This window comes from Lentzea sp. NPDC036949 (assembly GCF_055608075.1).
On sequence record NZ_JBVJRA010000017.1, the window covers coordinates 58,117 to 81,860 of the forward strand.

26 protein-coding genes are annotated in these 23,744 nt (G+C 70.4%); 17 read left to right on the top strand and 9 right to left on the bottom strand.

What is annotated here, in order from left to right:
* Nucleotides 1–33 precede the first annotated feature (33 nt).
* Entirely contained in the window at nt 34–1,299 is a 1,266-nt protein-coding gene (locus tag ACZ7CD_RS34690; RefSeq protein ID WP_360396165.1) for a PucR family transcriptional regulator, read from the top strand.
* Here ACZ7CD_RS34690 and ACZ7CD_RS34695 read toward each other — a convergent pair.
* On the bottom strand, nt 1,273–2,073 hold the full coding sequence (locus tag ACZ7CD_RS34695) for a dioxygenase family protein (RefSeq protein ID WP_470371257.1): 801 nt from the start codon (nt 2,071–2,073) through the stop codon (nt 1,273–1,275). The two genes, ACZ7CD_RS34690 and ACZ7CD_RS34695, sit on opposite strands and share 27 nt — an antisense overlap.
* A gap of 87 nt (nt 2,074–2,160) precedes the next feature.
* Between ACZ7CD_RS34695 and ACZ7CD_RS34700 the strand changes: the two genes are divergently transcribed.
* Nucleotides 2,161–2,721, top strand: coding sequence for a dihydrofolate reductase family protein (locus ACZ7CD_RS34700; RefSeq protein WP_470380564.1), 561 nt, complete (start codon nt 2,161–2,163; stop codon nt 2,719–2,721).
* Here the strand turns inward: ACZ7CD_RS34700 and ACZ7CD_RS34705 are convergent.
* Nucleotides 2,718–3,890, bottom strand: coding sequence for an FAD-dependent monooxygenase (locus tag ACZ7CD_RS34705; RefSeq protein ID WP_470380565.1), 1,173 nt, complete (start codon nt 3,888–3,890; stop codon nt 2,718–2,720). The two genes, ACZ7CD_RS34700 and ACZ7CD_RS34705, sit on opposite strands and share 4 nt — an antisense overlap.
* A 75-nt stretch (nt 3,891–3,965) precedes the next feature.
* Here ACZ7CD_RS34705 and ACZ7CD_RS34710 point away from each other — a divergent pair, with 75 nt between their 5' ends.
* On the top strand, nt 3,966–4,427 hold the full coding sequence (locus tag ACZ7CD_RS34710; protein ID WP_470380566.1) for a MarR family winged helix-turn-helix transcriptional regulator: 462 nt from the start codon (nt 3,966–3,968) through the stop codon (nt 4,425–4,427).
* 447 nt (nt 4,428–4,874) lie between these two features.
* Here the strand turns inward: ACZ7CD_RS34710 and ACZ7CD_RS34715 are convergent, their stop codons facing one another.
* Entirely contained in the window at nt 4,875–5,183 is a 309-nt protein-coding gene (locus ACZ7CD_RS34715; protein ID WP_360396174.1) for a helix-turn-helix transcriptional regulator, read from the bottom strand.
* A 251-nt stretch (nt 5,184–5,434) separates the two neighbouring features.
* Between ACZ7CD_RS34715 and ACZ7CD_RS34720 the strand changes: the two genes are divergently transcribed.
* From ACZ7CD_RS34720 to ACZ7CD_RS34730, 3 genes are all read left to right on the top strand, one after another.
* Nucleotides 5,435–5,848, top strand: coding sequence for a nuclear transport factor 2 family protein (locus ACZ7CD_RS34720; protein WP_360396176.1), 414 nt, complete (start codon nt 5,435–5,437; stop codon nt 5,846–5,848).
* On the top strand, nt 5,845–6,462 hold the full coding sequence (locus tag ACZ7CD_RS34725) for a ScbR family autoregulator-binding transcription factor (RefSeq protein WP_360396178.1): 618 nt from the start codon (nt 5,845–5,847) through the stop codon (nt 6,460–6,462). Before ACZ7CD_RS34720 ends, ACZ7CD_RS34725 begins: the two co-directional genes overlap by 4 nt.
* A gap of 210 nt (nt 6,463–6,672) precedes the next feature.
* Nucleotides 6,673–7,959, top strand: a complete 1,287-nt coding sequence (locus ACZ7CD_RS34730; protein WP_470380567.1) for a serine/threonine-protein kinase — start codon at nt 6,673–6,675, stop codon at nt 7,957–7,959.
* 151 nt (nt 7,960–8,110) lie between these two features.
* On the opposite strand, the gene ACZ7CD_RS34735 is transcribed toward ACZ7CD_RS34730, so the two are convergent.
* The 3 genes from ACZ7CD_RS34735 to ACZ7CD_RS34745 form a co-directional block, all read right to left on the bottom strand.
* Complete coding sequence (locus ACZ7CD_RS34735; RefSeq protein ID WP_360396181.1) at nt 8,111–8,776, bottom strand: HAD family hydrolase; 666 nt, start codon at nt 8,774–8,776, stop codon at nt 8,111–8,113.
* 156 nt (nt 8,777–8,932) lie between these two features.
* Nucleotides 8,933–10,231: a wax ester/triacylglycerol synthase family O-acyltransferase gene (locus ACZ7CD_RS34740; protein ID WP_458431268.1), complete on the bottom strand. Its 1,299-nt coding sequence runs from the start codon at nt 10,229–10,231 to the stop codon at nt 8,933–8,935.
* Nucleotides 10,232–10,292: 61 nt separating this feature from the next.
* Nucleotides 10,293–11,192, bottom strand: a complete 900-nt coding sequence (locus ACZ7CD_RS34745) for an anti-sigma factor RsbA family regulatory protein (protein WP_470380568.1) — start codon at nt 11,190–11,192, stop codon at nt 10,293–10,295.
* 273 nt (nt 11,193–11,465) lie between these two features.
* Here ACZ7CD_RS34745 and ACZ7CD_RS34750 point away from each other — a divergent pair, with 273 nt between their 5' ends.
* Complete coding sequence (locus ACZ7CD_RS34750) at nt 11,466–12,200, top strand: alpha/beta fold hydrolase (RefSeq protein WP_470380569.1); 735 nt, start codon at nt 11,466–11,468, stop codon at nt 12,198–12,200.
* Here ACZ7CD_RS34750 and ACZ7CD_RS34755 read toward each other — a convergent pair.
* From ACZ7CD_RS34755 to ACZ7CD_RS34765, 3 genes are all read right to left on the bottom strand, one after another.
* Nucleotides 12,197–12,373: a DUF397 domain-containing protein gene (locus ACZ7CD_RS34755; RefSeq protein WP_470380570.1), complete on the bottom strand. Its 177-nt coding sequence runs from the start codon at nt 12,371–12,373 to the stop codon at nt 12,197–12,199. The genes ACZ7CD_RS34750 and ACZ7CD_RS34755 overlap by 4 nt on opposite strands.
* Complete coding sequence (locus tag ACZ7CD_RS34760) at nt 12,348–13,199, bottom strand: helix-turn-helix domain-containing protein (protein WP_360396190.1); 852 nt, start codon at nt 13,197–13,199, stop codon at nt 12,348–12,350. Before ACZ7CD_RS34760 ends, ACZ7CD_RS34755 begins: the two co-directional genes overlap by 26 nt.
* Before the next feature lie 66 nt (nt 13,200–13,265).
* Nucleotides 13,266–13,805 (bottom strand): MOSC domain-containing protein, encoded by a 540-nt coding sequence (locus ACZ7CD_RS34765; protein ID WP_470380571.1) that lies wholly within the window; start codon nt 13,803–13,805, stop codon nt 13,266–13,268.
* 285 nt (nt 13,806–14,090) lie between these two features.
* Between ACZ7CD_RS34765 and ACZ7CD_RS34770 the strand changes: the two genes are divergently transcribed.
* From ACZ7CD_RS34770 to ACZ7CD_RS34815, 10 genes are all read left to right on the top strand, one after another.
* On the top strand, nt 14,091–15,086 hold the full coding sequence (locus ACZ7CD_RS34770; protein WP_360396193.1) for a LacI family DNA-binding transcriptional regulator: 996 nt from the start codon (nt 14,091–14,093) through the stop codon (nt 15,084–15,086).
* A 115-nt stretch (nt 15,087–15,201) separates the two neighbouring features.
* A complete protein-coding gene (locus ACZ7CD_RS34775) occupies nt 15,202–16,845 on the top strand; it encodes an ABC transporter substrate-binding protein (RefSeq protein WP_470374767.1) in 1,644 nt (547 codons plus the stop codon).
* On the top strand, nt 16,842–17,750 hold the full coding sequence (locus ACZ7CD_RS34780) for an ABC transporter ATP-binding protein (protein ID WP_458431274.1): 909 nt from the start codon (nt 16,842–16,844) through the stop codon (nt 17,748–17,750). Before ACZ7CD_RS34775 ends, ACZ7CD_RS34780 begins: the two co-directional genes overlap by 4 nt.
* Nucleotides 17,747–18,727, top strand: a complete 981-nt coding sequence (locus ACZ7CD_RS34785) for an ABC transporter permease (RefSeq protein WP_360396197.1) — start codon at nt 17,747–17,749, stop codon at nt 18,725–18,727. The genes ACZ7CD_RS34780 and ACZ7CD_RS34785 overlap by 4 nt, the downstream gene beginning before the upstream one ends.
* Before the next feature lie 6 nt (nt 18,728–18,733).
* The gene (locus ACZ7CD_RS34790) at nt 18,734–19,552 is read left to right on the top strand and encodes an ABC transporter permease (protein WP_360396198.1); all 819 of its coding nucleotides are present in this window, start codon (nt 18,734–18,736) and stop codon (nt 19,550–19,552) included.
* Complete coding sequence (locus ACZ7CD_RS34795; protein ID WP_360396200.1) at nt 19,549–20,505, top strand: ABC transporter ATP-binding protein; 957 nt, start codon at nt 19,549–19,551, stop codon at nt 20,503–20,505. The genes ACZ7CD_RS34790 and ACZ7CD_RS34795 overlap by 4 nt, the downstream gene beginning before the upstream one ends.
* On the top strand, nt 20,498–21,856 hold the full coding sequence (locus ACZ7CD_RS34800; protein WP_470380572.1) for a GH1 family beta-glucosidase: 1,359 nt from the start codon (nt 20,498–20,500) through the stop codon (nt 21,854–21,856). The genes ACZ7CD_RS34795 and ACZ7CD_RS34800 overlap by 8 nt, the downstream gene beginning before the upstream one ends.
* An 80-nt stretch (nt 21,857–21,936) precedes the next feature.
* Nucleotides 21,937–23,205: a lysine N(6)-hydroxylase/L-ornithine N(5)-oxygenase family protein gene (locus ACZ7CD_RS34805; RefSeq protein WP_470371247.1), complete on the top strand. Its 1,269-nt coding sequence runs from the start codon at nt 21,937–21,939 to the stop codon at nt 23,203–23,205.
* A 41-nt stretch (nt 23,206–23,246) separates the two neighbouring features.
* Nucleotides 23,247–23,441, top strand: coding sequence for an MbtH family protein (locus tag ACZ7CD_RS34810; protein WP_458431281.1), 195 nt, complete (start codon nt 23,247–23,249; stop codon nt 23,439–23,441).
* Between the two features lie 48 nt (nt 23,442–23,489).
* Nucleotides 23,490–23,708, top strand: coding sequence for a hypothetical protein (locus ACZ7CD_RS34815; RefSeq protein WP_470380573.1), 219 nt, complete (start codon nt 23,490–23,492; stop codon nt 23,706–23,708).
* Nucleotides 23,709–23,744: the final 36 nt, after the last annotated feature.

Sequence of the window (23,744 nt, forward strand, 5' to 3'; positions counted from 1 at the left end):
GATCAGCAGCGGCCTCGCTGTACAAACTGGCACATGCCGATCACGTTGCGGGAGCTCGCGTCCGCGCTGCGGTTGCCGGTGCTCGCCGGTGACGTGTCACGACCGGTCGGCTGGGTGCACGGCACGGAGCTCGCCGACCCGGCGCCGTTCCTGGAGGGCGGTGAGCTGCTGCTGACCACCGGACTGGGCGAGCCGGGGGAGGACTACGTCGACCGGCTGGTGCGCGCGGGGGTCGTCGGCCTCGGTTTCGGCACCGGGCTCAGCCACGCCGCCGTGCCGCCCGCGCTCGTCGACGCCGCCCGCCGCACCGGGCTCGGGCTGGTGGAGGTGCCGCGCGAGGTGCCGTTCATCGCGATCAGCAAGGCCGTGTCGAGGGCCGTGGCCGCCGACGAGTACGCCGCCCTCACCCGCACCAGCGAGGCCCAGCGCGCGCTCACCCGTGCCGCGGTCAGGGCCGGGGTCGGGGGTGTGGTGCGCCGGCTCGGCCAGTGGGTCGACGGCTGGGTCGTGCTGCTCGACGCCGCCGGTCACCCCGTGCACGCGCACAACCCGCGCCTGGTGCCCGACCTGACCGCCGAGCTGGCCCGGTTGCGGACCGCCGGCGGGCTCGCGAGCGCCGCGTTCGAGCTCGCGGGGACCCACGTGTTCCTCCAAGTGCTCGGCAGCCGGGCACGCGGTGTGCTCGCCGTGGGCACCACCCGGCCCGAACCCGGCATCGTCAACACCGCGGCGTCCCTGCTCACCCTCGCCCTGGCGCGGAACGACGCCGTCGACGCGGCCCGCGGGGAGCTGCGCGCCGCGCAGTTCCGGCTGCTCCTCGCGGGACTGCCGGTCGACGGCCTGCCCGAGCGGTTCCGCGTCCACCTCGTCACCTCGCCACCGGACGACGACGACGTGTTCTGGGCCGAGCACGACGGTGACGTCGTGGTGCTGGCGGCCGAGTCCGACGGCTTCTCGTCGTCCGAAGTGGACGGAACGCAGGTCGCGCGCGGCTACCGGGAGGCCGTGCGGGCGCGGGAAGCGGGTGTGCGCGCGTTCGAGGACCTGGCCGGCCGGATCCCGTTGCCGGACGGGTTCGCCGCCGCGCTGCTGCGGCCGCTCGACGCCGGGGCGAGGGAGGCCTTGCGGGTCTGGCTGGGCCACCACGGCGCGTGGGACCCGGCGGCGGCCCGGCTCGGCGTGCACCGGCACACGTTGAAGAGCCGCGTGCGCAGGGCCGAGCAGGCGCTGGGCCGCTCCCTGGACTCGCCCGGCCTGCGCGCCGAGCTGTGGCTAGCCCTGCACCGCGAAGGTGAGTGAGGCCGTGTAGCCGGCGGACACGTTGCCGGACATGGTCGCCATCTGCTGGTCGACGCCGTCGCGGAACACCATGTCCTGCTGCAGCGAGGATCGCGACATGGTGCGCACCGACTGCGTGTAGCCGGTGGTGCCGTAGACCTCCTTGCACGTCGACTCCGGCAGTGCGAGCTGCGAGGTCGTGATCTTGTTGCCCGCCCCGGTGGCCTCGGAAAGGCTCGGGTAGACCTCGAAGTGGACGTGCGGCCAGCGCCCCGAGTACGCGCCGGGGAACACGCTCACGAACTTGAGCCTCCCGCTCGCGTCGGTCTCCTGCACTCCGCGCAGGAAGTTCTCGTCCTTCACGCGGTCGGAGTACATCGAGTAGTCGCCGTTGATGTCGCAGTGCCACAGGTAGACGGCCGCACCGGGGTACGGCGTGCCGTCCTCGTGCCGCACGGTCAGCTCGATCGTCAGCGGCACGCCCTCGGCCGTGCGGGTCGACGAGCCGAAGCTGGAGCGGATGTCGGACCGCACGATGCCGCTCTGCGTCAACGCGTTCGGGCCGTTGGAGCCGTCACCGGGGTACGGCCCGGCGGTCTCCTCGGGGATCGCCTCCAGCGCGACGCCCCGGGCGCCGGCCGAGGTGGAGGTCGTGGGGGACGACGTGGTCGTGGTGGTCGACGGGGCGCAGGCCACGAGGGTGAGGCCCGCGCCGCCGAACAGCGTCAGCGCCCGCCGGCGCCCGAGGAGCGTGGCGAGGTCGTACTGGAGGCCGCGGTCGTGGTTGTCCGTCATGGCACCCAGACTGCGGCCGGTTCCTGTGAGGCACCTGTGGGGAACCTGTTCCTCGGTTGTGCGGTACCTCGACGGCAAGATGGCGTCATGCGGAAGCTGACCTACGGCATGAACGTGAGCCTCGACGGCCACGTCGCCGCGACCGGTGGTGACATCGGCTGGGGCGTGTCGAGCGACGAGCTGTTCGAGTGGTGGCTCGAACAGGAGCAGGCGATCGAGCTGTTCCTGTACGGGCGCGGGTTGTGGGAGGCGATGAGCTCCCACTGGCCGACGGGCGACCAGCGGCCGGGCGCCACCCCGGCCGAGGTCGAGTTCGCGCGGAACTGGCGGGACACGCCGAAGGTGCTGTTCTCCTCCACGGTCGGGGAGGCCGGCTGGAACACCCGCGTGGTGCCCGGCGACGCGGTCACCGAGATCACCCGGCTCAGGGACGGCGACGGCGGGCCGATGCGGGTCGGCGGCGCGGCGCTGGCCGCGGCGGCCGTGCGGGCCGGGCTGGTCGACGAGTACCAGGTCGTCACCCACCCGGTCCTGGCCGGCGGCGGCACGCCGTTCTTCCCCGTCTTCGACGGCCGGGTGGACCTCGCCCTCGTGGAGACGCGGACGTTCCCCGGCGGGGTGGTCATGACCCGCTACGAGCGGCGTTAGCCGAACTCGGGGAGCACGAGCGCGGAGTGCTCGGGACGGCTGCCGCCCGTCGCCATGGTCTCCCGCTCCCGCAACGCGGCGTTGCGGGCGGCGAGGGCCTCCGCCGTGCCGGGGAACAGCTCCGCGTCGCCTTCCCGCACGAGGTTCTGGTTCGCCTCGACGAACGGCCGGGTGCCGCGTTCGTACGCCGCGAACGCCGCCGCGTGGTCCGGTGCCGTGCCGAGGTGGCCGGCCAGCACGTACGCGCCGACCAGCGCGAGGCTCGACCCCTGCCCGGTGAGGAACGACGGGGCGTACGCGGCGTCACCGACGAGCGCGACGCGACCGGACGACCAGTGCGGCATGCGGATCTGGCTGACCGTGTCGAAGAACAGGTCCTCGGCCGACCGCATCGCCGCGACCAGCCGCGGCACCTCCCAGCCGTCGCCCGCGAAGACCTCCGCGACCAGGTCGCGCTGGGCCAGCGGGTCGTGGAAGGCGCCGAACGGGGCCTCGGCGCGGGTGAAGCTCAGGAACCCGTGCACGGTCGGCTCCTCGCCCACGGCGTAGAGCGCGGCGGCGCGGCCGGGTTCGTTCCACAGCAGCGCCTCGTGCGCGAGACCGAGGTGGTTGGGCAGGGTGAAGCCCGCGAAGCAGTACCCGAGGTAGCGGTGGAACTGCTCCTCCGGGCCGAACGTCAGCGCGCGCACCGCGGAGTGCAGCCCGTCGGCGCCGACGACGTGGTCGTAGGTGCGCTGAAGGCCGCTGCGGAACGTCACGTCCACACCGCCGTCGTGGTCGTCCATGGCCACGACGGAGTTGTCGAACAGGAACTCCACGTCGTCGCGCACGACCTCGTGGAGGATCTCGGCGAGGTCACCGCGCCGCACCTCCAGGTCGCGGTGGTCGTCGCCGCCGGTGATCGTCTCCGGCCGGATCGACGCGACGCGCTCACCACCGGCGTCGAGGAACGTGATCCGCTGGGTGTCGACGTGCGCCTCGCGCAGCCGGGGGAGCAGGCCCATCCGCTCGACCACGCCGAGCGCCGTGCCGCGGATGTCGATGGGGTAGCCGCCGCCGCGCAGGGCGTGGGACCGCTCCACGACGGTGACGTCGAAGCCGTGCCGCCGCAGCCAGAACGCGAGGGACGGACCGGCGATGCTGGCGCCGGAGATCAGGACTGAGCTCACGAAAGCCTCCGTTAACTAACTTAGGTATCGTTTCACGACCGACGCAAGCATATACCTAAGTTAGGTAGGTAAGTTGTGGGTGAGGGCCTGAACCCCGCGGCGATGCTGCCGCACCTCCTGCGCCTGGGCACCGTGCTCAACCGGAGCCGCCTGGTCGAGAGGGCCGTGGAACGCGTCGGCATACCGCTCGACCGGCCGGGCCTGACCGTGCTGATCACCCTGCGCATGGCCGGTCAGCCGCTGCGGGTCGGGGAGATCGCCACGCGGATGCAGGTCGCCGGTCCGCACGTCACGAGGCACCTGCACGACCTGGAACGCGCGGGTCTGGTCCGCCGCGTCACCGACCCCGGCGACCAGAGGGCGCGGCTCGTCGAGCTGACCGAGCCGGGTGACGCGGCGGCCGGGCGGTACCTGGAGGCGGTGCTCGGGTCGTTCGCCGACGCGATCGCCGACTGGTCCACCGAGGACCAGGAGACCTTCGGCCGGCTGCTCGGTCGGTTCGTGGAGGACGTCCAAGTGCACTTCGCCGCCGAATAACGGGCGCCGCGTGCTGTCCTTTCGAAGAGTGGGCCGGGACAATTCCCACCGGTCTTGCCGCTGGATCGGCTCCGGCTCACTCGTTCGGACTCGAAAGGAGTCTGTGAAGACAGCTCAGAGCTCGTTCTCGCCCAGAGAGAGAATGTGGAAGCCGAAGCTCGTGGCGTTGTAGCCGGTGTCACGCGAGTCGCTGCCGGTGTGCGCTCGGCACCGTACCGCTGAACGCGCTGCCGACAACGGCGAAGTATTCACCCGAGTGCGATCCTGTTCACCTTCACCGGGAAAGGCCCCGGCATACCGCCAATCGTGCTACTCGCGAGTAGTACAAATCCCGGAGAAGGGCCGAAGACTTTCTTTCGAGGGCCTGCGGAGGGGCGGCGCCCGTGACGGCCACCGGGCGCCGCCCCTCCCGCGGGCGGGTGGACCCCTGCCGTCCACCCGCTCCCGCTAACCGGGGTGGTCCTCTGCCCTGGCCCTGCGCGACTCCCGTTCGAGCAGCGCTGCCCGGTCGACCTCGTCGTGCGGCACGTCGAGGGCGGCGCTGATCCACGCGCGCCAGTAGGGCCCGGGAATGCGCTTCCCGCGTTCCCACCTCGACACTTCTTCGCGGGTCACGCTGTCGTTCTGTGAGATCTCGCACAACAGGTCCGCCAGTTCGCGCTGGGTCAGGCCCTGCTCTCGCCGCGCCCGCGGAATCAAGGCGGTAATCGGCGGGGTCTCCTGGTGCTCGTGGGCTGCACGGACTGCCTTGAGCACGGTTCTGCTCCGTTTCGGTGAGATGCCGGTGTGCGTCCAGACTGCCGCAAAGCGCGGGAGTTCGGTCCGTGCATTGCGGTGATACCGCCGGTCGTTGAACGTTCGCGTACCGCAGGAATCAACCGATCGGATGTTCGGCCGAACTGAGCTGGGCCAATGGGGTGTGCGCACTCGGATTCCGCACCCCTCAGTAGTGTGACCGCCATGGGCATCGTTGCCGAGGCAATGACCTGGATGACAAGGTAGGAAAAATGCTCTCGACGGTCGAAGTGGTGCAGGTGTTCCTCGCGCGCCTCGCGGCACAGGACGCCTCCGGCATCGCGCGGTTGTGCGCACCGACCGTGGAATGGGAGGCGGCCGACCCGAACGGCGTCCGGTGGGCCCTCGGCGCGCGCACCCGGCGAGAGGTCGAGTCCCACTTCCTGACGCTGTTCGCCACGTTCGACCTGGAACAGCTCGCGGTGCGGCAGGTCGTCGTCGACGGAGGCGACGCGGCCGTGTTCGGCAGGGCGCGCTGGCGGGTGCTCGCGACGGGCGAGCGGGTGCTGGCGCAGTTCGCCGCGGTCCTCTCCGTGCACCTGGGGGAGATCGAGCAGTACTGGCACATGCCCGACACCCTCGCCGTCGCGACCGCGACCGGTGCCGCCGCGCGGACCGGGGCATGAACAGCAGGCGTGAGCAGTCCGCACGTACCCGCGCCAAGCTCCTGGCCGCCGCGGCCGAGGTGTTCGACCGCGACGGTTTCGCCGGCTCCAGCCTGACCGACGTGTGCTCCAGGGCGGATGTGTCGAAAGGCGCGCTGTACTGCCACTTCCGCTCGAAGGAGGCGCTCGGCGTCGCCCTGGTCGAGGAGCAGTCCCTGCTGTGGCACCGGCTGCGCGACGAGTACCTGGACGCGGAGAAGTCACCGGTGCAGGCGCTGGTGCTGATGTCGTTCGAGTTCGTCCGCAGGCTGGAGACCGACCTCGGCGTGCGGGTGAGCGCGAAGCTGTTGCGGGAGGCCGTGTTCTTCGACATCGCAGCCGCCGCCCAGGTCGTCGGCTGGGTCGCGGTGGTGCGCGAGGTGCTGTCGCTGGCCCAGGAACGCGGCGAGCTCAGGGCCGACGTGAACATCCGGCACGCCGCCGAGCAGATGGTCGCGGAGCTGCTCGGCGCGCAGCTCGTCGCCCAGGCGCTGAGCGGCGGCAGCGACCTGCGGTCCCGGCTCGTGCGGCTGTGGCGGTCGATGTCCGGCTGCCTGGTGACGGCGGACGTCGGCCACCAGCTGCGCTTCGAGTGACGTCACCCGATCGGCCCATCAAGGCGTTGCGGCATCCGGTGCACGTGGAATTTTCTTCAGGTCCCGCTCAGTTACGCCGGCCCCGCCTGAACCGATGAGGAGCTGGTGGGACGGCACACGGGCCGTCCGCCACCCGGTTGATCTTCACGGTGACCGGGTAGCCGGGATTCCACGCGACCGGTTAGGTTGCTGCGCGATGAGCGGAGGCGCATGAACGAGCCGTGGGACGGCGACCTGACCGGGTCGGTGATCGACGACCGCTTCGTCGTCGGTTCGCTGCTCGGTTCCGGCGGCATGGCCGAGGTCTACCGCGCCTACGACCGCTCGACCACGAGCTCGGTCGCCATCAAGGTGTTCTCCGGCCCCGGCCTGCCCGACGACGAGATCCGCCTGCAGCGCGAGGCGACGATGCTCGCCTCCGTCGAGTGCCCCGGCATCATCCCCGTGTACAGCTCCGGCAAGGTCGCCCGCCGCCCGTACTTCGTGATGCGCGAGATCTCCGGCGGCACCCTGCGTCAGCGCATGCGCGAACCCCTGCCCCCGCGCCTCATCGCCCGCATCGGCGGCCAGGTCGCGGCGGTCCTCGACCACGTCCACGGCCTCGGCGTCGTGCACCGCGACGTGAAGCCGTCGAACATCCTCCTCGACGATGCCGAGAAGCAGGCCTACCTCGCCGACTTCGGCCTGGCTCTCCTGCCGGAGCTCACCAGGGTCACCTCCTCCGGCATCCTCGTCGGCACCGCCGGCTACCTGGCCCCCGAACAGGTCCGCGGCGCCGAGGTGGGCCCGAAGGCCGACATCTACTCCCTCGGCCTGGTCCTGCTCGAATGCCTGACCGGCCGCGCCGAGTACCCCGGCGGCGACGCGGAGGCCGCCCTCGCCCGCCTCGCCCGCCCACCCCGCGTCCCCGTCGACCTGCCGGTGTCCTGGATCTCGCTGCTGACGGCGATGACCGCCTCCGACCCGTCCCGCCGCCCCACCGCGGCCGAGTGCCGCACCGCACTGGAAGCCGCCCACAAGGCCAGCCGCGGCGTACCCGCCCTCCTGCCCACCGCACCGGTGGCCGCCCACGACACCCCCACCCCACCCACCCGCTCCCGCCGCTGGGCCCTGACCGCCGCCGCGTTCGCCGTCGGGGCCGTCGGTGTCGCGGCCGTGGTGTTCGCGCTGGCCGGTGGCGGCGACAACGCCCCGGCGGCACCGCAGGTGGCATCGGACCCGTCCACGCAGGTCGTGACCGTTTCAGCGTCGACGGTGACCGTGGTGCACACGGCGGAATCCGGCCAACCCGGGGTGGTCCGTCCCACCGGGCAGTCGGGGAGTGCGGGGCCGAGCGGGTCTTCGGCGCCCGGGGTGGTGCCGCCTGAGGTGACCACCACGGACGTCGTGCCCACCAGTGAGGTCGTCGTGGCGGAGGAGACGGACACGACTCGGCGGAGCAAGGAGCGGGCGGCGACCACTTCGAAGCCCCGGCCCACGCAGGGGCAGAAGCCTTAGGGCGTCAGCTGGTCGCGCTTGGCACGGTTCTGGCTCGGAGTGGCTCGGCTCTGTTCGCTTCAACAGCCGCCGCGGCATTCGGCGCACCCCAACGGTCGCCGCAGCTCCACCCCAGCCGCCCCGGCTCAGCCGCCACTCGCCACCCAGCCCATCAGCTGGCCGACTCGCCCACCTCCCCGAACGGCAGATCCGCCAGCTCCCCGCGAACCGTGTCCAGGTCCGGGTACACCGCCGACGCCCCGCTGTCGATCAGCTCGTCCTCGCTCACCCCACCCGTCAGCATGCCGATGGACGGCAGGCCCGCGCGGCGGGCGGCTTCGCAGTCCCAGACCGAGTCGCCGATCATCACCGCGCGGTCGCCCTTCACCTTGCGGAGGGCGATCTGGATGAGGTCGGGGGCCGGCTTGCTGGCGTCGGCGTCGTCGGAGGTGGTCCAGGCGACGTCGCCGGGGTCGAGGAGTTTCAGGTAGTGCTCGATGTGCTTGCTCTTGCCGGAGCTCGCCAGCACGACGGACAGGCCCATGTCGGTGGCGGCGTGGATCAGGCGGTGGGCGCCTTCGAAGGGCTGGATCTCGTCGATCAGCTCGTCGAAGTAGCGTTCCCAGGTCGTGCGGAGGGTGTCGCCGTGCTGTTCTTCCACGTGGTCGCCGGCCACCGCGGCCACCATGCGGTCGCCGCCCATGCCGATCGCGCGGTGCACGCGCCAGGCCGGCACAGTCAGGTCGAGGCTGCGGAACGCGCGCAGCCACGCCACGGTGTGGTGGTAGTTGGTGTCGACCAGGGTTCCGTCCACGTCGAGGACCAGGGTGTTGCTCATGGGCGTGGGCTGCCCGTGTCCTCGTCGGAGCAAACTCCCGTGGGCCCTCCTTCCCGCGTTTCCGTTTTGCGGGGCGCGCGAGGTGGTCTGTTTCGGACATCTACCAGACGGACCCAAGCGTGAATCCGGACGAGCTTCACCCGGTCGGGTGAGACCTCAGCGCACCGAGCCCACCAGCGAACGGGTTCCGCTCAACGCCGCCAGCTCGCGCCGCAGCACCCCGTCGAGCCACTGCGGGTCCGACATCCACGACTGGTTCGTGTGCAGGCAGACGTGCACCGACGACCGGTACACCGACAGCGCCACCCCGACCGCGTGACCTGGGGCGACGGGTGCGACCGGGTACATCTCGGCCAGTGCGGCGCCGTCCAGCGACAGCGGCACGGACGGCAGGGGGACCGAGGTGACCAGCGTGTCGAACAGCAGGGGTGCGCAGCGCGCGGCTACCGGGGCGGCCAGGCGGTGGAGCAGGGCCGGGACCTTGTCGGCGAGCAACGGGAGGGCGCCTGCGCCGCGGTCGGGGCCGGCGGCCTTGGCGGACTCCATCTGGGTGCGCACCGAGCGCAGGCGTTCCAGCGGGTCCGGTTCGCCGACCGGCAGGGACACCAGGAAACCGGAGATCGAGTTGCCGGCCGCGCCGTCGCCGGAGCGCGTGCGCTGGTTCACCGGGATCAGCGCGCGCACCGCGGCGGTCGGGCCGGCCGCGTCGTGCGCGGTCAGCCAGTGGCGCAGCGCACCGGTCACCAGGGCCAGCAGCACGTCGTTCACCGTGCCGCCGTGCGCGCGGCGGATGCGGTGCACGTCGGCGAGGTCCACACGCGACATGACCACCCGGCGCGGGCGCGTGGACGAGGTGAGCACCGGCGAGTTCAGCGTCGGCGGGCGGGTGTTCTGCAGCACGGCGGACGCGATGTCCAGGGTGTCCCTGATGCCCCGCAACGACGGCAGCGACGGGAGCAGCGGGCGCGGCGCCGGCTCCGCGGCATCCGGAATGGACAGTCGGGACGCGTCGAACAGGCGCAGGCCCAGGCCGACCGCCTTCATGCCGTCGCACAACGAGTGGTGCAGCTTCGCGAACACCGCGAACCGGCCGCCGGCCAGGCCCGTGACCACGTGCAGCTCCCACGGCGGGCGCGCCAGGTCGAGCGGCTGGGCCATCAGGTGCGAGATCAGCGTGGCGAAGCGGTCGCGGCCACGAACGTGGTGCGTGAACACGTGATCTTCAGCCGCGAAACCGGGATCCTCCACCCAGCGCGCGCCGCCGAGCAGGCCGGTGCGGGCGCGAGCGCGCAGGCGGGGGACTTCCGCGGCGCGTTCGCAGAGCACGGCGGCGATGCGCGCCGGGTGCACGAGGTTAGTGGGCGTGAACGTGGCCACCGCGCCGAGGTGCAGCGGATTGCTGTTGCCCTCCATGGCGAGGAAGGCGACGTCGAGGGGGGAGAGGTGGTCGGTCATAGGTGTGCAAGGAAAACAGGTCCGCGTGTCCTGCGCATTGCGATGAGATGGCGGCGACTCCCTACCGCCCCAAGTACACCCGAACGGTGGTGCCGCTGTGACTCGTGTGAGTGCGAACCAGGTCACACAGCAGGTTCACCATCACGATCCCGAAGCCCGACAGGCCCGTGAACGACGGTGGGAAGCCGGTTCCGGAGTCGCTCACCTCGCACACCGCCGTGTCGCCCTCGCGCCAGAACCGCAGCACGCCCCGCCCGGACGCGTGCAGGATGCTGTTCGTGGCCAGCTCGTTCACCGCGAGCACCAGGTCGTCAACCTGTTCGCGGCGCAACCACTGCGCGTACGTGGACACGAGCTTGCGCACGTGCGCCAGCGTCCCGACGGAGAACGCGTGCTCCTCGGCCGTCGCGGGCGGCGGCGGCAGTGGCACGTTGTAGACCTCCGACAGCCCCGCCGGGTCCGTGTACGACTCGGACGCGACCCGCCGCGACCCGTCGATCACCACCGGATGCGTCCTGCGCGCGTCCGCCAGCACGTGCTCCGGCAGCGAACCGGCGTTGTACGGGCACAAAATGACGCCCTGGCGCCCTTCGAACGCCGTGTTGACGAGCGCCTCGTGCTGGATGCACGCCGGATATTCGAGGTCGCTGCGACCCGGCCACATCGGCTCGCCGACCATCCGGACGCGGCGCTGCGGCGCCGACGCGCTGAACGCCATCAGCACACCGGGGATGATCCGGCCGGGGTTGCGGCCCGCCTCGGTCATGTCGATGAAGTGCACCTGGTCGGCCCGCTCACCCAGCCGCGCCCGCAACAGCGCGATCTTGCGCTCCGGCACGGCCACCAGCACCGGCTCGCCGCTGTCGACCCCGTCCGCCACGAATCTGGCCGTGCTGACGAGGAACTCGTCCTCATCCCGGTAGAACAGGGCCTCGTGTGCGAACGGAGCAATGGAGTTCATCAGCAACCTGAGGGCTTCGGTGGCGTGGGCAACGCTTCATTCTGCTACCCGTAACACCGTTTCGGCGGGGGCCAGCCCGGTGGTTTCGGCAGACGGCGGCCCACCGTGCGGGACGGGCGGCGCGGACTTGCGCGTCCTGTTCTCGACCACCGGCCCACGGGTACCTCCCGTCACGCGGACGGCGGCGCCCGACCGGTGGAACGTCCGAAGTGGAGCGGGGTTGCGGCAGGCCGGCGGACCGGCGCATCATCCCGGCGAAGAGGAGGCGAGGGCATGATTCCGCACTTCACGCTGAGCGGCCAGGAGGACGCCCCGGTGCTGGTCCTCGGCAACGCTCCCGGCACCACCACCGCCCTGTGGAACGACTTCCCGCTCCCGTTCCGGCTGCTGCGCTTCGACCTCCCCGGCCACGGCGGCAGCGCACCCGCCGAGCACGCCACGGTCGAGTCGCTCGCGTCCGGGGTGGTCGAGCTGCTGGACCACCTCGGGCTGCGCCGGGTGCACTACTGCGGCGTGTCGCTCGGCGGCATGCTCGGCATGTGGCTCGCCGCCAACACCGACCGGATCGACCGATTAGCGCTCGTGTGCACGTCCGCGTGGCAGCCCGACAAGTCCGGCTGGGACGAGCGGATCAGCGCCGTCCGCTCGTCGGGCCTGGCAGCGGTCGCCGACGCGGTCGTCTCGCGCTGGTTCACGCCGGCGTTCTCCCCGGCCGCCGTCACGCGCTTCCGCACGGACCTGCTGGCGGTCGACACCGCCTCCTACCTCGCGTGCGCGCGGGCCGTCCGGGACGCGGACCTGCGGCCGGAGCTCGCGAAGATCGACGCTCCGACCGTGGTGATCGCCGCGGCACGCGACCAGGAGACGCCGCCGGAGTGCGCGCGGCAGATCGCGGAGGACCTGCCGAACTCCGACCTCTACGTCGTCGGCGACGCCGCGCACTTGGCCGTCGTCGAGGCACCGAGGACGATCTCGGTGATCCTCGACGGCCACCTCGGTGACGCCTAGGCGATCCAGCCGACCAGCGAACGCCACGCGGTCGTGGAGAACGCCAGCACCTCGCCGTCCGCGTTCTTGGAGTCCCGCACCAGCGCGTCCTGCGACAGGGCGACCTCGACGCAGTCGCCAGAACCGTTCGCGGTGCTGCGGCTGCTCTTACGCCAGTTCCGTTCCTGGGGCATCGGAATCCTCTCGAAGTCCGCTGACGTACTCCGCCAGCCTGGTCTTCGATTGTTCCGCATCCAAGGCAACCGCCTCCAGACGCCGGAAGAGCCGCCTCGCCCGCTGCACCGCGCCTGCCTCCTGCGCGAACACCTGGGCCATGTCGGTCTCGCTGAACACGATCGGGGGCGCCTTGTCGAACTCGTACAGCGTGCACTTCGACTGGGGGGCCGCGGCGCGGACGTGCGCGGGCACCAGCCGAACCAGGTGGGTGTTGAACATCAGGTGGAGGTACTGGTCCTCCATGAGCTGGTCGTCGCCCAGCCTGACCTGCAGCGCGAGCTCGTGCACGTAGAACACGCACTCCGGCCGGTCGTGGCGCCTCAGCAGGCTCTGCCGCTCCATGCGCGCTTCGAGGTACCTCCGCACGTCCTCCGGCTCCTCGATCCCGCCCTCTTCGAGCAGCGCCTGCGCGTACCTCCGCGTCTGGAAGAGACCCGGTGGCATCATCGGCTCGTAGCTGGTGATCTTCGTCGCCAGCGACTCGGTCATCGCGAGCGTGCGCAGGTTCTCGGGCATCTGCGCGAGGTACGGGTCGAAGGCGTGCCGGTAGCGCTGCCGGAATGCCTCGATGAAGTCGATGTCCTTGCCGCACGTGCTGAGGAACTGGACGATGTCGATCTCGCTGGCGTGCGCCTTGCCGTGCTCGATGTTGGACACCTTGCTCGGGTCCCAGCCGAGCCGTGCCGCCATGGCGCGGCCGTGCATCGACGTCGACGACTCCCGTATGAGGCGGAGCTCGTCACCCAGGTCCCGGCTGTACGCGGTGGAGTAGATCGCGGTCATGGCCAGGGACGCTAAGCGTTGATTTCAAAACAAGGTACTGGCTCGTTCGGGTGAAAACGGACCAGGTCAGACCTTCTCCAGCGGCCGGTGCGGCTCCGCCGGCAGCTCGACCCGGATCTCGTCGCCCGGCCGCACGACGCCACCGGTCAGCACCACGGACATGATCCCCGCGCGCCGGACCAGCTTCCCGCCGGGGCCCTTGCCGACGACCTCCTTGAGCATCCCCGTGGAGAACCGGTCGATCTGCACGCACGGGTTGCGCAGGCCGGTCACCTCGACGACCGCCTCCGACCCGAGGTGGAGCAGCGTGCCGGTGGGCAGGCCGAGCAGGTCGATGCCGCGGGTGGTGACGTTCTCGCCGATCGCGCCCGGCTCGATGGCGTAACCCTTGGCGCGCAGCTCGTCGAACAGCTCCTCGTGCATGAGGTGCACCTGGCGCAGGTTCGGCTGCGTCGGGTCCTGCGCGACGCGCGAGCGGTGCTTGACCGTCACGCCCTGGTGCACGTCGCCCTCGACACCAAGGCCGGCGAGGAGCGTGATGCTCTCGCGGACGGGCTTGGTGAACGTGTACTCCTCGCTGCGGCTGACCGCCGTCACAACCCCCATGACGTCGATTGTGCACGATGATCCGGAGGCGTGCTGCTGGGCCGTTCGACGTAACGGAATTCGTCCGGAAAATGTTGCTGCCGCACGCATTGCGCAGACCGGGACGTCCCGGTTCCGTCCACGCGACGGGAGTGTCACCTGCGGTGATCACGGAGAGCGTGGAAACGCTCTCACGAACTTCCGTCTGAACTATTGACTAATCCTCACGTGAGGCTGTTGACTGCGTCACACCTCGGCGGAACCGGTTACGGAACCGGTTCCAGAGGCGGCGGAAGGAAGTTCGGCATGCGTGTCACGATCGCTGAGGTCGCCCAACGCGCCCAGGTGTCCAAGGCGACCGTGTCACGTGTGCTGAACGGCAAGCCCGACGTGGACGCCTCCACCGCGCAGCGCGTCCGCAAGGTCATCGACGAGATCGGCTACGTGCCCAGCGCCCGTGCGGTCGGGCTGGCGCGGGGCCGCACCCGCACGGTCGGCATGCTCGCGCCGTCGCTGACCTGGCCGTGGATGGGCGAGGTGCTGCAGGGCATCGTCGACACCCTGGAGGCCGACGGCTACGGGCTGCTGCTCTACACGATCAACCGCGGGCCGGAGTCGCTGAACCAGTTCGCGAACCACGTGTCCGCCAACGCCTTCGACGGCCTGCTCGTGGTCGAGCCGCCGGACACGCTGCACTACATCTCCACGCTCTACCGGGCCGGGCTGCCCGTCGTCATGATCGACGACCGCGGCTCGCACCCGGAGTTCCCCTCGGTGACGACGACGAACCGGCAGGGAGGCGCGGATGTCGCACGGCACCTCGTCGCGGCGGGCCGCCGCAGGTTCGCCGTCGTCACCGGGCCCCCGCACTTCGGGTGCACCCAGGCGAGGCTGGACGGGTTCCGGCTCGCTTTGGCGGAAGCGGGCCTGACGCTGCACCCGGACCTCATCGTCGACGGCGACTTCACCACCGAGGGCGGCGAGGTCGCCGTCGACAAGCTCCTCGCGAGCGGCATCCCGTTCGACGCGATCTTCGCGCACAACGACCTCTCGGCGGTCGGCGTGCTGCGGGCGTTGCGCGAGGCGGGCCGGGTCGTGCCGGACGACGTGGCCGTGGTCGGCTTCGACGACGTCCCGGTCGCCGGCCACACCGAACCCCGGCTGACGACGATCCGCCAGCCCGGCCAGGAGATGGGCGCCGCCGCCGCGCGGATGCTGCTCTCCACGCTCGAAGGACAGCCGATGCCCGACCACCCGCTGGTGCTGCCGACTTCGTTGATCGTGCGCGAATCCGCGCCCTAGAAAAGCACGCGAACACAAATCCGAATACCGAACCCACCGGTCACCGCACGCGACCGGTGTCTTCGGCCTGCCTGTGAGAGAGCGCTCTCACATCATTCGTATCGGGAGAGTCCCCATGCGCAGAACAGTCATCGTCGCGCTGGCACTGGCGCTCGCGGCGGCCGGGTGTTCCTCCGGTGGCAGCACCACCAAGGCGTCCGGAGTACTGACGGTGGGCATGCCCAACGGGCCGCTGACCGAGAACCACAACCCGTTCCTGCCCACGTCGGCGGCGGGTTCGCTCGGCTACCGCTACCAGATCTACGAGCCGCTGGCGTTCGTGAACAACACGCGCCCGGCCCAGGAGCCCGTGCCGTGGCTCGCGACCAAGTGGGACTGGACCGACAACTACAAGAAGGTCTCCTTCACGCTCCGGGAGAACGTGAAGTGGTCCGACGGCAAGCCGTTCACGGCCGCCGACGTCGCCTTCTCGTTCGAGATCCTGAAGAAGTTCCCTGCGCTCAACAACCGCGACTCGCTCAAGGTCGAGACCGCGACGGCGACGCCGGACGGCAAGGTCGAGGTCACGTTCGCGACCCCGCAGTTCGTGACCCGCAACAAGGTCATCAGCGCGATGGTCGTGCCCCAGCACATCTGGAGCACGATCGCCGACCCGACGACCTACACCAACCCCGACCCCGTCGGCACCGGCCCGTACAAGCTGAAGTCGTTCACCTCGCAGACCGTCACGATCGAGCGGCGCGCCGAGTACTGGCAGGAACTGCCCAAGGTCCCGCAGATCCAGTACACCTCCTACAACGACAACACCGCGCAGACCACGGCGCTGGCCTCGGGCGCGAGCCAGTGGTCGTACGTCTTCATCCCGGACTACCAGAAGCTCTACGTCGACAAGGACCCGAAGAACCACAAGCTGTGGTTCCCTGCCGGTCTCGGCATCCACGGCCTGTGGCTGAACCACACCGTGGCGCCGTTCGACAACGCCGCGCTGCGCTCGGCGATGAGCGACGTGATCGACCGCGAGGCGATCTTCGTCCGCGGTGAGGCGCGGCTGTTCCCGAAGCTGGAGTCGCCCACCGGCATGCCGCTGCCCGCCGGTGACTCGTTCCTCGCGCCGGAGTACAAGGACGCCCGGTTCGAGATCAACGTGGACAAGGCCAAGCAGAAGCTCACGTCCGCCGGGTTCACGCTGGACGGCGGCGTGCTCAAGGCGCCCGGTGGCAAGCCGGTCACGATCGAGCTCACCAACCCGTCCGGCTGGTCGGACTACCTGACCGTGCTCGACATCATCAAGAGCGACCTGAAGAAGATCGGCATCGAGGCGACCGTCCGCACGCAGACCGCGGACGCCTGGACCACCGACTTCGCGAACGGCCAGTTCCAGGGCTCGCTGCGGTGGACGAACACCGGCGCGACGCCGTACGAGATGTACCAGAACATCATGGACGGCGCGGAGCTCAAGGCGCTGGGCCAGACCGCCGCGGTGAACTTCGGGCGGTACAACAACCCCGACGCCACGGCCGCGCTGGCCGAGTACGCGAACGCCACGGACGACGCGGCCCGTGCCAAGAGCCTGGCGACGCTGCAGAAGATCATGGTGGAGCAGGTGCCGATGATCCCGACCTCGGCCGGTCCGATCGGTGCGGAGTACAGCACGAAGAGCTGGGTCGGCTGGCCGTCCGAGGAGGACCCGTACGGTCCGCCGCAGGCCACGCTGCCCAACGCCCTGCAGATCGTCATGAAGTTGCAGCCGGCGTCATGACTCAGGAAGTCGCGCTGGAAGCACGGGGTCTGGTCAAGACCTACAAGCGCGTGCGCGCGGTGCAGGACGTTTCCCTCGTCCTGCGCCGTGGGCGCGTGACCGCCCTCGTCGGTGAGTCGGGGTCGGGCAAGTCGACGGTGGCGAAGCTGCTGGCGCGGCTGGTGGAACCCACGTCCGGCGAGATCCTGCTGGACGGCAGGCAGGTGCGGCGGGTCCGGGAGTACCGGCGTTCGGTGCAGATGGTGTTCCAGGACCCGTTCGCCTCGCTCAACCCGGTCCACACCATCCGCTACCACCTCGTCCGGCCGCTGAAGATCCACAAGCGGACCGAGACGCCGGAGGAGCTGATGGAGCGGGTGCACCTGCCCGCTGACTTCCTCTCGCGGTACCCGCACGAGCTGTCGGGGGGCCAGCGCCAGCGCGTCGCCATCGCGCGGGCGCTGGCCGCCAGCCCCGAGGTGCTGCTCGCGGACGAACCGGTGTCCATGCTGGACGTCTCCATCCGGCTCGGGGTGCTGAACCTGTTGCTGGACCTCAAGGAACGGCTCAAGCTGGCCATCCTCTACATCACGCACGACATCGCGTCGGCGCGGTACTTCGCCGACGAGACGTTCGTGATGTACGGCGGGCAGCTCGTCGAGGGCGGCGACAGCGAGACGGTCACGCAGCGGCCCGCGCACCCGTACACGCAGCTGCTGATCGAGTCGGCGCCCGACCCCGACCGGGCCGTCGTCGCACTCGACGCGCCCGCCGAGGACGTCGCCGAGGTCTCCGCGGGGTGCCAGTTCGCCGCGCGCTGCCCGAAGGTGCAGGCCCGGTGCTGGACCGACGCGCCACCGCGGGTGGACGTCGACTCCCGCGGGCACTGGGCGGCCTGCTGGCTGTACGTGGAGGCGGCGGCATGACGTTCCTGCTGCGCCGTGCCGTGTTCTACCTGGTCACGCTGTGGGCGGCGATCACGGCGAACTTCCTGCTGCCCCGGCTGCTGCCCGGCGACCCGGTGCAGGCGATGATCACCAAGCTCGGCGGCCGGCTGAACAGCGACGCGATGGCCTCGCTGTACGTCCTGTTCGGGCTGGACGAGAAGAAGTCGCTGTGGGAGCAGTACGTCGACTACTGGGGCGCGCTGCTGCGCGGTGACCTCGGGCTGTCGTTCACGTTCTTCCCCACGCCGGTGGCCGACGTGCTGTCGCAGTCGCTGCCGTGGACGCTCGGGCTGGTCGGCGTCACCACGGTCATCGCGTTCGTGCTCGGCACCCTGGCCGGGGTGTACGCGGGCTGGAAGCGCGGGTCGTGGCTCGACTCGCTGATCCCGGTGACGACGTTCCTGTCGTCCATCCCGTACTTCTGGCTCGGGCTGATCGCGATCTCGGTGTTCTCGGTGACGTTCCCGCTGCTGCCCGCCTCCGGCGGCTACGCGGCGGGGCTCGTGCCGGAGTGGTCGTGGGAGTTCGTCGGAAGCGTGCTGGAGCACGCCGTGCTGCCCGGCATCACGATCGTCGTGTCGTCGGTCGCCGGCTGGGTCCTGGGGATGCGCAACATGATGGTCACCGTGTCGGCCGAGGACTACGTCCTGGTCGCGCGGGCCAAGGGGCTGTCGCAGCGGCGGATCATGTTCGCCTACGCGGCGCGCAACGCCGTCCTGCCGTCGATCTCGGGCTTCGCGCTGTCGCTCGGGTTCATCGTCGGCGGCGCGCTGCTGGTCGAGATGGTGTTCTCCTACCCGGGACTCGGCTACGTGCTGTTCCAGGGCATCGGTGCGAAGGACTACCCGTTGATGCAGGGCGTGTTCCTGGTGATCACCCTGGCGGTGCTGGTGGCGAACCTGCTGGCGGACGTCGGCTACCTGCTGCTCGACCCGCGCACCCGGCGGGAGGGCTGAGCCGAGATGAACTTCAAGACCCGCCTGGGACTGGGCATCCTCGCGTTCTTCGCGGTGATCGCCGTGGTCGGCGAGTGGATCGCGCCGTACGACCCGTCGGAGATGGGCAACGACCTGCTGTCGCCGCCGTCGGCCGCGCACTGGTTCGGCACGACGATGACCGGGCAGGACATCTTCTCGCAGGTGCTCGTCGGCACCCGCGGCGTGATGGTCGTCGGGCTCGTCTGCGGTGTGCTCGCGACGATCCTGTCCATCGTGGTCGGTGTGACCGCCGGGTTCCTCGGTGGCGCCGCCGACGAGGCGTTGTCCATGCTGTCCAACGTCTTCCTGGTGATCCCGGCGCTGCCGCTGATCATCATCGTGGCGTCGATGCTGCCGTCGGCGGACACCGTGCTGATCGCGGCGGTGATCTCGCTGACCGCGTGGGCGTGGGGTGCGCGGGTGCTGCGGGCGCAGACGATGTCGTTGCGCCGCAGGGACTTCGTGGAAGCCGCCCGCGCGTCCGGTGAGCGGACCTGGCGGATCATCGTGTTCGAGGTCCTGCCGAACCTCACGGCCGTCATCGCCTCCGGCTTCGTCGGCACCGTGATCTTCGCCGTGATGCTGCAGATCACGCTGTCGTTCGTCGGCGTCGTCTCGCTGTCGACCTGGAACTGGGGCACGGTCCTGTTCTGGGCGCAGTCGAACCAGGCGCTCGGTCTGGGCGCGTGGTGGTGGTTCGTCCCCGCCGGCCTGTGCATCGCACTGCTCGGCACGGCGCTGGCACTCATCAACTTCGGGATCGACGAGTACGCGAATCCCCGCCTGCGGAAGGTGCGCGCATGAGCCCGGTCCTGGAGATCCGCGACCTCTCGGTCGACTACGGCTCGTTGCGGGCCGTGCACGACGTCTCGCTGACCCTGAACGCCGGTGAGGTGCTGGGCCTCGCCGGCGAGTCGGGGTCCGGCAAGTCGACCCTGGCCTACGCCGCGACCCGGCTGCTGCAACCACCCGGCCGGGTGCCGTCGGGCGAGGTGTGGTTCAAGGGCCACGACCTGCTGGCGCTCACCGACCGGCAGCTGCGGGAGCTGCGCTGGAACGAGATCGCGATCGTGTTCCAGGGCGCCATGAACGCACTGAACCCGGTCATCTCGGTCGGCGCGCAGCTCGACGACGTGCTGCGCACGCACCGGCCCTCGATGGACCGGTCCGCGCGGACCGCTCGCGGCCGTGAGCTCCTGTCGCTCGTGGGCATCCCCGCCGACCGGCTGACCGCCTACCCGCACCAGCTCTCCGGTGGCATGCGCCAGCGCGTGATGATCGCGATGGCGCTCGCGCTGGAACCCGAGGTCGTCATCATGGACGAGCCGACGACCGCGCTGGACGTGGTGGTGCAGCGGCAGATCCTCGGCCAGATGATGCGGCTGCGCGAGACGCTGGGCTTCTCGATCATCTTCATCACGCACGACATCTCGCTGCTCGTCGAGTTCTCCGACCGCATCGCGATCATGTACGGCGGCCGCGTGGTCGAGGAGGCACCGGCGGCGGAGATCTACCGCGCCGCACGCCACCCGTACTCGCAGGGCCTGCTCGGCTCGTTCCCGGCCCTGCGCGGTCCGCGCCGCGAGCTGCGCGGCATCCCCGGCTCCCCGCCGGACCTCAGGTCGATGCCGTCCGGCTGCCCGTTCCACCCGCGCTGCCCGTCCGCGCTCGACGTGTGCAGCGCCGAGATGCCGCGGCTGACCGCCGTGGACGAGCGCCGCCGCGTGGCGTGCTGGTTGGAGGAGGTCCATGTCTGAGCTCGCCGGTCTGCCCGCCGACTTCTACTGGGGCGTCGCGACGTCCGCGTACCAGATCGAGGGCGCACACGACGAGGACGGCCGTACACCGTCCATTTGGGACACATATTGCCGCCGGCCCGGCGCTGTCGTGAACGGCGAGAACGGTGACGTGGCGTGCGACCACTACTACCGCATGCCCGCCGACGTGGCGATGATCGCCTCGCTCGGCGTCGACCGGTACCGCTTCTCGGTGTCGTGGCCGCGCGTGCAGCCGGGCGGTCGCGGCCCGGTGAACCCCGCGGGGATGGACTTCTACTCGCGCCTGGTGGACACGTTGCTGGAGGCGGGCGTCGCACCGTGGCTGACGCTCTACCACTGGGACCTGCCGCAGGAGCTGGAGGACGCGGGCGGGTGGCCGGAACGCGACACCGCCCACCGCTTCGCCCAGTACGCGGAGCTGGTGCACGACGCACTGGGCGACCGCGTCTCCACGTGGACGACCCTGAACGAGCCGTGGTGCTCGGCGATGCTCGGCTACGACGTGGGCCGGCACGCACCCGGTCGCACGGACTTCGCCGACGCGATGCGCGCCGTGCACCACCTGCTGCTGGGCCACGGCCTCGCGGCGCGGTCGTTGCGCTCGCGCGGCGTGACCGACCTCGGCATCACGCTGAACCTGGGCGTCTCCACCCCGGCCTCCGCCGACCCGCGCGACGTGGACGCCGCCCGCCGCGCCGACGGCCTGGGCACCCGCATCTACCTGGACCCGCTGGTGCACGGGCGGTATCCCGAGGACGTGCTGGCCGACATCGCCGCCCGCGGCGCCGCGCTGCCCGTGCACGAGGGCGACCTGGAGGTCATCTCGACGCCGCTGGACGTGGTCGGCGTGAACTACTACTCGTCGCATGTCGTGAAGGCGACCGACGACCCCGCCGCACCCGAGGTGGTGCCGACCGGGCGGCCGGTGACGCACATGGGCTGGGAGATCGTGCCGGAGCGGTTCACCGAGCTGCTCCTGCGGCTGCACCGCGACTACGGGGTGCCGATGGCGATCACCGAGAACGGCGCGGCGTTCGAGGACTCCGCCGACCCGTCCGGGTTCGTCGACGACGCCGACCGGGTCGAGTACTTCCGCACGCACATCGCCGCCGTCGCCGAGGCGGTCAGGGGCGGTGCGGACTTGCGCGGCTACTTCGCGTGGTCGCTGATGGACAACTTCGAGTGGGCCTACGGGTACGAAAAGCGGTTCGGGATCGTGCGGGTCGACTACGAGACCCAGGAGCGGACGCTCAAGCAGAGCGCGCTGTGGTTCCGGGACCTGATCGCGGAGCTCCGGGCGGTGCAGATCACGTCCGAAAGCACTAGCTAAGGCGTGCCTTAGTTAGGTTAGGGTCACTTTGCGTGCGAGAACCGCGACGCACAGGGATCCGGCCACGGGAGGACCGCGCGATGGAACCGGTGACAGACCTGGCCGGGATCGGCTTCGGGCCGTCCAACCTCGCGCTCGCCATCGCGGTGCAGGAGCACGAGCGGCCGGTGCTGGCGCGGTTCTTCGAGAAGCAGGCGGCGTTCGGGTGGCACCGGGGCATGCTGCTCGACGACGCGACGATGCAGGTGTCGTTCCTCAAGGACCTGGTGACGCTGCGGAATCCGACGAGCGGGTTCAGCTTCCTGTGCTACCTCCGGGAACGCGGGCGGCTGGTCGACTTCGTCAACCACAAGAACCTCTTCCCGCTGCGCAAGGAGTTCCACGACTACTTCGAGTGGGCGGCGGAACGGGTCGCGCACCAGGTGTCGTACGGCAGCGAGGTCACCGACGTCCGACCGTGCGCCGAGGGGTTCGAGCTCGTCGCGAAAGGCCAGGTCACGCGCACGCGCAACCTCGTGCTCGCGACCGGGCTGGAGGTGAACCTGCCGGAGGGGGTCGAGGCGGGGGAGCGGATCTGGCACAACCGCGACCTGCTGCACCGCGTCGGTGAGCTGGAGGACCCGCGGCGCGTCGTCGTGGTCGGGGCGGGGCAGAGCGCGGCGGAGACCGTGGCGTTCTTCCACGACCGGTTCCCCGGTGCCGAGGTGCACGGGGTGTTCGCGCGGTACGGGTACAGCCCGGCGGACGACAGCCCGTTCGCCAACCGGATCTTCGACCCCGCGGCGGTGGACGACTTCTACCGCGCGCCGGAGGGCGTGAAGAAGAAGCTGATGGGCTACCACGCCAACACCAACTACGGCGTCGTGGACCAAGACCTCATCGAGGAGCTGTACCGGCGGGTGTACCGGGAGAAGGTGCTGGGCCGCCAGAGGCTGGTGCTGCACAACACCTCGCGGCTCACGGACGTGACCGCGGACGGCCGGTGCGTGATCGAGTCGCTGGCCGACGGCGTGCGCGTGCCGGTCGACGCCGACGTGATCGTCTACGCGACCGGGTACCGGCCGGCGGACCCCGTGCGGGTGCTGGGGGAGCTCGGTGACCGGTGCGAGCGGGACGAGCTCGGGCGGCTGAAGGTCACCAGGGACTACCGGGTGGTCACCGACGCCGGCGTCACGGGCGGGATCTACCTGCAGGGCGGCACCGAGCACACGCACGGCATCACGTCGTCGCTGCTGTCCAACACCGCGGTGCGGGCGGGGGAGATCCTCGACTCGATCCTGCGGCGGACGCAGGCCGTGCCCGCGGTCGGGCAGGACGCTGTGGCGAAGGTGGCCGCGCCCGTGAGTTAGGGTGACCTAACTCGTCAGTGGAACCGGAGAGGACCAACGCCATGACCAACCCGTTCGAGGACCCGCAGGGCCGATTCTTCGTGCTGGTGAACGAGGAGCAGCAGCACTCGCTGTGGCCGGTGTTCGCGGAGGTGCCCGCCGGGTGGACGAAGGTCTTCGGCGAGGAGAGCCGCGAGGCGTGCCTGGCCTACGTCGAGGAGAACTGGACCGACATGCGCCCCCTCTCAATCCGCTAGCCCCTCTCCCCCTCCTGCTCTTCCGGCATCTGCAAGTACCACCAACACTTGATCAAATCGCCGCTGACCACCACCAACATGTTCGCCGCTCGCCGAACCAGGACTGGGGTTCGCGGGCGGCTGGAAGCGCTGTTGGTAGTAGAAAAGTGCCTGTTGATGTTGAGCTGGTGGTACTTGCAGATGCTTGTGGAGGCGGGGCGCCCGGCTGTCGCGCCCGCGGTGATCGACATGAAGGCCACCACCCCAGTCATGAGTCGGACCGGGTGACCGGCGTGCCTCGGCGGTGCTATGGTTCATTACATG

Bases quoted from the DNA above. Each gene is read 5' to 3' on its own strand.
- ACZ7CD_RS34740 (WP_458431268.1), bottom strand. From the start codon at position 10,231: ATGACCGACCACCTCTCCCCCCTCGACGTCGCCTTCCTCGCCATGGAG.
- ACZ7CD_RS34690 (WP_360396165.1), top strand. From the start codon at position 34: ATGCCGATCACGTTGCGGGAGCTCGCGTCCGCGCTGCGGTTGCCGGTG.
- ACZ7CD_RS34725 (WP_360396178.1), top strand. From the start codon at position 5,845: ATGAACAGCAGGCGTGAGCAGTCCGCACGTACCCGCGCCAAGCTCCTG.
- ACZ7CD_RS34795 (WP_360396200.1), top strand. From the start codon at position 19,549: ATGAGCCCGGTCCTGGAGATCCGCGACCTCTCGGTCGACTACGGCTCG.
- ACZ7CD_RS34775 (WP_470374767.1), top strand. From the start codon at position 15,202: ATGCGCAGAACAGTCATCGTCGCGCTGGCACTGGCGCTCGCGGCGGCC.
- ACZ7CD_RS34695 (WP_470371257.1), bottom strand. From the start codon at position 2,073: ATGACGGACAACCACGACCGCGGCCTCCAGTACGACCTCGCCACGCTC.
- ACZ7CD_RS34735 (WP_360396181.1), bottom strand. From the start codon at position 8,776: ATGAGCAACACCCTGGTCCTCGACGTGGACGGAACCCTGGTCGACACC.
- ACZ7CD_RS34720 (WP_360396176.1), top strand. From the start codon at position 5,435: ATGCTCTCGACGGTCGAAGTGGTGCAGGTGTTCCTCGCGCGCCTCGCG.
- ACZ7CD_RS34810 (WP_458431281.1), top strand. From the start codon at position 23,247: ATGACCAACCCGTTCGAGGACCCGCAGGGCCGATTCTTCGTGCTGGTG.
- ACZ7CD_RS34780 (WP_458431274.1), top strand. From the start codon at position 16,842: ATGACTCAGGAAGTCGCGCTGGAAGCACGGGGTCTGGTCAAGACCTAC.
- ACZ7CD_RS34805 (WP_470371247.1), top strand. From the start codon at position 21,937: ATGGAACCGGTGACAGACCTGGCCGGGATCGGCTTCGGGCCGTCCAAC.
- ACZ7CD_RS34760 (WP_360396190.1), bottom strand. From the start codon at position 13,199: ATGACCGCGATCTACTCCACCGCGTACAGCCGGGACCTGGGTGACGAG.
- ACZ7CD_RS34750 (WP_470380569.1), top strand. From the start codon at position 11,466: ATGATTCCGCACTTCACGCTGAGCGGCCAGGAGGACGCCCCGGTGCTG.
- ACZ7CD_RS34790 (WP_360396198.1), top strand. From the start codon at position 18,734: ATGAACTTCAAGACCCGCCTGGGACTGGGCATCCTCGCGTTCTTCGCG.
- ACZ7CD_RS34730 (WP_470380567.1), top strand. From the start codon at position 6,673: ATGAACGAGCCGTGGGACGGCGACCTGACCGGGTCGGTGATCGACGAC.
- ACZ7CD_RS34765 (WP_470380571.1), bottom strand. From the start codon at position 13,805: ATGGGGGTTGTGACGGCGGTCAGCCGCAGCGAGGAGTACACGTTCACC.
- ACZ7CD_RS34785 (WP_360396197.1), top strand. From the start codon at position 17,747: ATGACGTTCCTGCTGCGCCGTGCCGTGTTCTACCTGGTCACGCTGTGG.
- ACZ7CD_RS34800 (WP_470380572.1), top strand. From the start codon at position 20,498: ATGTCTGAGCTCGCCGGTCTGCCCGCCGACTTCTACTGGGGCGTCGCG.
- ACZ7CD_RS34770 (WP_360396193.1), top strand. From the start codon at position 14,091: ATGCGTGTCACGATCGCTGAGGTCGCCCAACGCGCCCAGGTGTCCAAG.
- ACZ7CD_RS34745 (WP_470380568.1), bottom strand. From the start codon at position 11,192: ATGAACTCCATTGCTCCGTTCGCACACGAGGCCCTGTTCTACCGGGAT.
- ACZ7CD_RS34700 (WP_470380564.1), top strand. From the start codon at position 2,161: ATGCGGAAGCTGACCTACGGCATGAACGTGAGCCTCGACGGCCACGTC.
- ACZ7CD_RS34755 (WP_470380570.1), bottom strand. From the start codon at position 12,373: ATGCCCCAGGAACGGAACTGGCGTAAGAGCAGCCGCAGCACCGCGAAC.